Origin of the sequence: Succinimonas sp., from assembly GCF_045225735.1 — a bacterium.
Taxonomy (GTDB): domain Bacteria; phylum Pseudomonadota; class Gammaproteobacteria; order Enterobacterales; family Succinivibrionaceae; genus Succinimonas.
This window is the reverse complement of sequence record NZ_JBGVBR010000320.1, coordinates 1-5,656: the sequence shown is the minus strand read 5'-3', so window position 1 is coordinate 5,656 and position 5,656 is coordinate 1. Positions and strand designations below refer to the sequence as shown.

The 5,656-nt window shown below is 48.6% G+C and carries 4 protein-coding genes; 1 reads left to right on the top strand and 3 read right to left on the bottom strand.

Features of this window, described 5'->3' with window-relative positions; translation table 11 throughout:
• Nucleotides 1–90 precede the first annotated feature (90 nt).
• Entirely contained in the window at nucleotides 91–681 is a 591-nt protein-coding gene (gene prfH / locus ACJROR_RS11430; RefSeq protein ID WP_406547154.1) for a peptide chain release factor H, read from the bottom strand.
• A complete protein-coding gene (locus tag ACJROR_RS11425) occupies nucleotides 681–1,841 on the bottom strand; it encodes an RtcB family protein (RefSeq protein ID WP_406547153.1) in 1,161 nt (386 codons plus the stop codon). Before ACJROR_RS11425 ends, prfH begins: the two co-directional genes overlap by 1 nt.
• 884 nt (nucleotides 1,842–2,725) lie before the next feature.
• Here ACJROR_RS11425 and ACJROR_RS11420 point away from each other — a divergent pair.
• Nucleotides 2,726–3,385 (top strand): tetratricopeptide repeat protein, encoded by a 660-nt coding sequence (locus tag ACJROR_RS11420; RefSeq protein WP_406547152.1) that lies wholly within the window; start codon nucleotides 2,726–2,728, stop codon nucleotides 3,383–3,385.
• A gap of 147 nt (nucleotides 3,386–3,532) precedes the next feature.
• On the opposite strand, the gene ACJROR_RS11415 is transcribed toward ACJROR_RS11420, so the two are convergent.
• The gene (locus ACJROR_RS11415) at nucleotides 3,533–5,491 is read right to left on the bottom strand and encodes a TM1812 family CRISPR-associated protein (protein ID WP_406547151.1); all 1,959 of its coding nucleotides are present in this window, start codon (nucleotides 5,489–5,491) and stop codon (nucleotides 3,533–3,535) included.
• Nucleotides 5,492–5,656 lie beyond the last annotated feature (165 nt).

Sequence of the window (5,656 nt, the reverse complement as noted above, 5' to 3'; positions counted from 1 at the left end):
TTGGGAACAGACCGGGAACCGCAGGGCTTATCCTCAGGATTGTTGCCCCGGTAATGCCAGGTGTCCCGTTTCCGGTTTTCTGCCGGAGGCTTACTTTTTCCGGTTAAAGTCCATTCCTTCATAAACCCGCACGGGATTTCCGCGTTCCAGCCGGTAATGCCGGATCCAGGCGCTGTTTTTCTGATCCGCCCGGGCCTTGTCCGCTCTCTCCTTAAGAATCTTCGTGAGCTTGTTCATAGCATCCCGCCGGTTCAGCTCCTGCGTGCGTTCCGCGGTGGAGGTAACCGTGATGCCGGTGGGAACATGAATCAGCCGGACGCCGGTTTCCACCTTGTTCACGTTCTGCCCGCCGTTGCCGCCGGCGTGGAAGCGTTCAAAGCGGATGGCGCCTGCGGCGGTTACCGGAGCCTCTTCCGGAATGACGTGGACATCGATGAACCAGTTTTTGCGGCCGTGGTGGGGACGGAAGGGACTCCGGCAGATCCACTGAATGCTGCCCGTGAGATGGGAGAGATCCTGCGGGGAACTAACCATCGCCGAGGAGAGGCAGTCCTTCCCCTGGCCCGGGACAGCGGAGATCACGGTGACGTCCGGATACTCCTTCTGAAGAGCTTTCAGAAAAAGGCCGCAGGCAAGCTCGCATTCCTTAGGGCCCTGACCGGAACTTATTTGGATAAGCATTATGATTTCTCCTTCATGTCATTCCCGGCTTTAAAGCTGTAAAGCGGGCTTAATACCTGTTCAATGCGGACAGCTTGGGTAACAGCCTCCCGGATGTCCTTAAGACTGCGGTAGGCTGCCGGAGCTTCGTCCAGCGTGGCGGAGCTGATGCAGCTTGAGTAAATGCCCGCCATCTCCTTCTTAAAGGCGCTTACGGTGCAGTGCTGCTTAACCTCGCTCCGGGGTAAGATTCTTCCGGAACCGTGGGGCGCGGAATAGTTCCATTCCGGATTTCCCAGGCCAGCGCCCATAAGTATTCCTTCCTTCATGCTGACGGGGATAAACACGGTTTCCCCGGCCCGGGCGGAAGAAGCCCCTTTGCGGAGCAGGGGAGCTCCCAGGGCGGACATTACGGCTTCTGAGGTGTCGACATAATTGTGGCAGGAGGACACAATTTCCTCCGCCTTCCATTTCATGCCCCGGAGGATTTCCTGAATGATGATGCGGCGGTTAAGCGCGGCGAAGCGCTGGGCCAAGGCGATGTCATGGAGCCAGGAGTCCCGGAGCTCCCCCGTGATCCAGGTGGTCTCGAAGGGTTCCGTGATCCCCAGAGCCTCAAGAGCCTTCTGTCCCGCATTCAGGTAATGCCGGGTGATCTCCTCCCCGAGGCGCCGGCTTCCGCTGTGGACTGCCAGGTACATGCCGCTCTCGTCCGCGGCCACCTCAATAAAGTGGTTGCCCCCGCCCAGAGTTCCCAGAGAAAGCTCTGCGCGTTCCTTCTGGATATGACGGGCGCATATCAGATCGGCAGAACTCCAGTCTCCGGCATACACCGATGGCTTAGTTCTGACGGCAAAACCAGAGGGCACGTTCTCTCGGATCACCCGATCCAGCCGGAGCCAGTCAGCCTTCCCCTTGACGATGCGGGTAACGGAGATGCCGCAGCCGATGTCAACACCGGTCAGGACGGGCATCACACGTTCCCCCAGAGTGGCGGTGAAGCCGATGGGAGAGACCTTTCCGGCATGAACGTCCGGCATTACCCGGATCCTGCTCCCCTTAAAGATAGGATTATTGCAGAGAGCCCGGATCTGACTCCGGGCATAGTTATCAAGCTGCCAGGCCGGATTATTTACGGTGTAGACCGTGGCAGAGGCATATTTGCCTGCGATAATTTCCATAAAGCTGAATTCCTTACAGGGTTTTCCGGAGGGCGGGTCTCGCCGCAGCGCCTTCCGGGCATTCCCTGAGGAGTGTCCGGGGCATTGCAGGCGATGCGGGCGGGCTTAAGGTTCAAGCCAGAAGCTCGTTAACCAACCACACTGCCGGAGAAAACGCGCAAAACAATAAAAAGCAAAATAAAACACTAAAAAGCAGCGAAATTTGCGTGAACAACTGAAAACAGCGTTAAACACTGAAAACAGCGTTAATAAGGAAGGTTTTTCAGGTAAGAAGATAAAGCTAACGGACAGACTATGCCGTTTGGGCGGCGCTGCCAGGTTTATGCCGTTATTAAACAGAGCTGATGATAAGGGGAGAGGACTTGGATCAGGATAATCGGGAAAGATTAAGCATGATCAATCATGATCAAACAACAATGATCAAAGGTGATCGCAGGGGATCCCTGATGATTAAAAAGTCCTGGTTTAAAGACTCTGCTCTGCCTTCATAGCTGAAAAATTCCGGGAGAAGGATGAAGTCATGGACATGGGGTAACCTCCTTATGGTCTGATTCTGTCTGATGCTGGTAAAGGCCGGAAAATGTTCCGGCAGGCCTGCTGCAGCCTGCTAGGCTGACACCGGGATTATAGAAAAATGCTTTTTTGAAAGTCAATGATTTTTCCGGGAATATTTTTGGAGGCATTTCGGTTGCCCGCAAGGCTCAGGGTGACGATAATTATGAGTGAGCTTTATGAGCGCGTCAGGGCGTTTCTTTTCGTCTGAGACCTGCGGCAGAACATGACGGGAAATCCCTGGGACAGAATCCCGGGAACTACCCGCAGCCGGCCTCTTAACCCAGATTCCCGGAGCAAGCCCAAACCGGAGCAGTTACAAGGAGATTGTTATGTTTGCGATTCCTGAAAAATTTCTTCTTTCTCTTATTCTGTGTCTGCTGCTCCCGGCTGTTCCCGCTTTCTCAGAAGAAACTCCCGGAGTGCCGGATCTCCTGCTCTCCGGGGGCAAGGCCATGAAGTCCCAGGACTTTGACTCTGCCAAGAGAGATTACCTTAAGGCCTGCGATCTGGGAAACGCCGAGGGGTGCCGCTGGTATGGCTTTCTGCACTCCTCGCCAAATCTCATGAAGGCTCCCGCAACGGAGAATGATTTTGCCAAGGGACTTCTTTACCTTGCGAAGGCCTGCGATCTCGGCGATGCTCCCAGCTGCGCGGTAGGGGGCAAGCTTGCGATTGACGGCGGCCCCGGGGTGGCGCCGGATCTTTCCCGGGGGCTCTCCCTTTATGAAAAGGCCTGCGCTCTCGGAGAAAACTCCGTGTGCGGCGTCGCGGGTTATCTTTATTCCTTTCGCAAGGAGAATCCTGATTATGAAAAGGGCATACCTCTTATGGAAAAGTCCTGCGCCGGGGGAGACAATGCCATCTGCGCGGTACTGGGGGAACTTTATGAGAAGGGGCCTTCCGGCGTTCGGAATGAGGCCCGGGCAATGGAGCTTTATAAGAAGGTCTGCGACCTCGGAATGAGGAGGGCCTGTGAGAAGCTGAAATGATCAGAGAGCAGACGAGAAAGCAGCATCCTGTTGCTTTGTGAGGAGTTTTGTTATGTTGCCCGATGTCCTGCTCTGTTGCAATCCCAGTTTGTGATTGGGCTGCAAACAGAGCAGGTTACGTTTCAAAGGAGTAGGATTATCGGAATACTATTTTTGTGACATCTCCGATATACTGATAGCGTATTTAAGAAGATCCACCACATTATCTGCATTCATTTCAGTTATATCTATAGGCGGGAGAGAGCTTTTGAAATCAATTCCTATAAAAGTGCCTTTTTGATAATAATCTTGAACTATTTTTTCATAACTGTCAGTACTTGAGTTCAGAGCATGATTTGTGTGATTGCGTATAAATTTAATAGCATGGTAGACTCTCATGATATCAGCTGTTTTGGTGAGACGTTCTTTTAATGTTTCATCGGTGTACAGTCTGCTAAGCCGAGCCTTTACTTCTTCTTCAAGAATACCTCTTTCGACATTGATGCAGCTTTTTATCTTTTTAACGATGTTGAGTTTTCTTTTTTCAAGATTTTGCACCTTGCTGTCGCCAATAATTGCTGCATTAAAACTATTTACTTCATTTCTGTATTTCTGAAATTCATTGATGTCGTCAAAAATAAAGTAATGCATTATTGCATGTTCCTTGTCTTTATTTATGAGATGGTGTATAAACTGCTTAAGCGATGGGGTGTTTGTGTCATTCTTTGAAAAGTATCCATAGCATTCTTTATCAGAAATAGGTTTTTTGCACAGGGGCAAACTGTTTTGCACCGCAGGATTGATGTTATACCTGTCTCGGATAAACTTAGCAAGACGCTTAAAAGCAGATGTTAAAATATTGTTTCCTGCATGATCATATGATTCCAGTAAGTTTGTGAAAACACTATACTTGTATTCTTTGCTCTGATTTGATTGGGTGTTTATAAGAGTAATTAATTCGACACATTTTTCTGCCATGTTCGGACATTCTGTTTCATCAAATAAAGCTTTGTAGAATGTTTCTGCCTGCCATGATGAAAACATGGAGCCATCTATCTCATGGGGGCCGATTTTTTCTACAAAGCCGTCGCATACGTGATGGTCAATGTAGTAATCCGGCATTTTTTCAGTAAAAATGGTTAGGGCCTGCTGAATCATTCTTTTATCCAAACACCATTTTACAATTTCCAGTACACTCATTTTGCAGCCCGATGCCGGTAACATCGATTGTTTAATATTGGGAAGCATGCTTCTGAAAAGTTCGAGATAGATATTGTTTTCGATACTCTGCGTTGAGAGTTTTTCAGATGCTTTAACAGCTTCTGAAAGTTCTTCAATTACCGCATCAATAAGTTCGGTGTTGCAAACACTGATGGTATCAGTGAATTTTTTTATGGCTGCAATCAGGTCGTACATTATTTTACGTGATTCAGTGCCATCGTCAGGTATTAGTTCGTTAAAGACGTTGTGCATTATTTCAGCGTTCCCGGAATTGATGAACATGCTTACTGAATCAATGATTTTTGAGATATTGTAGGTTTTATCTAAACGTACCAATTCCGCAGAAGGTTTACTGGCGTAGACAATTCTGCTGCATTCAGCTCCGATCCATTTCAGATTTCTGATAATCATGGTAAACAGATAATTAATATCTCTTAGGCCTCCGGTGAAATCGATATAGAAATACCGGAGATCTTTTTCATATGCCGTTTCATATACTTTGTTGTAAATTCTAAGAGCTCTTTTGGAATCGGAATCTGATAACAGTTCCTGGGCTTGGCCGTCGGTTATGCAAAAGTCGTAGCAGACGTGCACAAATTCAGGTACCGGAATATTCTTTTTATCGCAGTACTCCTTTACAAAATTCTGGAATCTTTGCCAGGCTGTGTTTTCCTGCGGTTCTTCATAACACTTACGAGAAAGGACGCAGATGATGCGTTCGATGGTATGACCGTCTGAGACAGCAGAGTAAAGAAGATAGGAAACCGGGGCTTCGTTTGTCTGAGCCCCTGTGAAGCTAAGATCTTGGCTGTTTTTTGAATGTCTAAGATGAAAGGTTATGGTTGAATTTCCATCTTTGTAGTCGCTTAAAAACAGGAGTAGAGCTCCTTTGTTGTTCTGATTCATAGTTTTTCCTATGTGTAAATGGCGGTGGGGTCAAGTAGTTTCTTCGGCCTTTTTTGATGGTGCTGCCAAAGCCAAAATTTTGCTGACCATCCCTATGTGCTGAGTAGGCAGATCAAGGGTTTGCCTCTCAAGAATGTATTTCGAATGCAGCCTTTTTTCAGGGTG

Bases quoted from the DNA above. Each gene is read 5' to 3' on its own strand.
- ACJROR_RS11420 (WP_406547152.1), top strand. From the start codon at position 2,726: ATGTTTGCGATTCCTGAAAAATTTCTTCTTTCTCTTATTCTGTGTCTG.
- ACJROR_RS11425 (WP_406547153.1), bottom strand. From the start codon at position 1,841: ATGGAAATTATCGCAGGCAAATATGCCTCTGCCACGGTCTACACCGTA.
- ACJROR_RS11415 (WP_406547151.1), bottom strand. From the start codon at position 5,491: ATGAATCAGAACAACAAAGGAGCTCTACTCCTGTTTTTAAGCGACTAC.
- prfH (WP_406547154.1), bottom strand. From the start codon at position 681: ATGCTTATCCAAATAAGTTCCGGTCAGGGCCCTAAGGAATGCGAGCTT.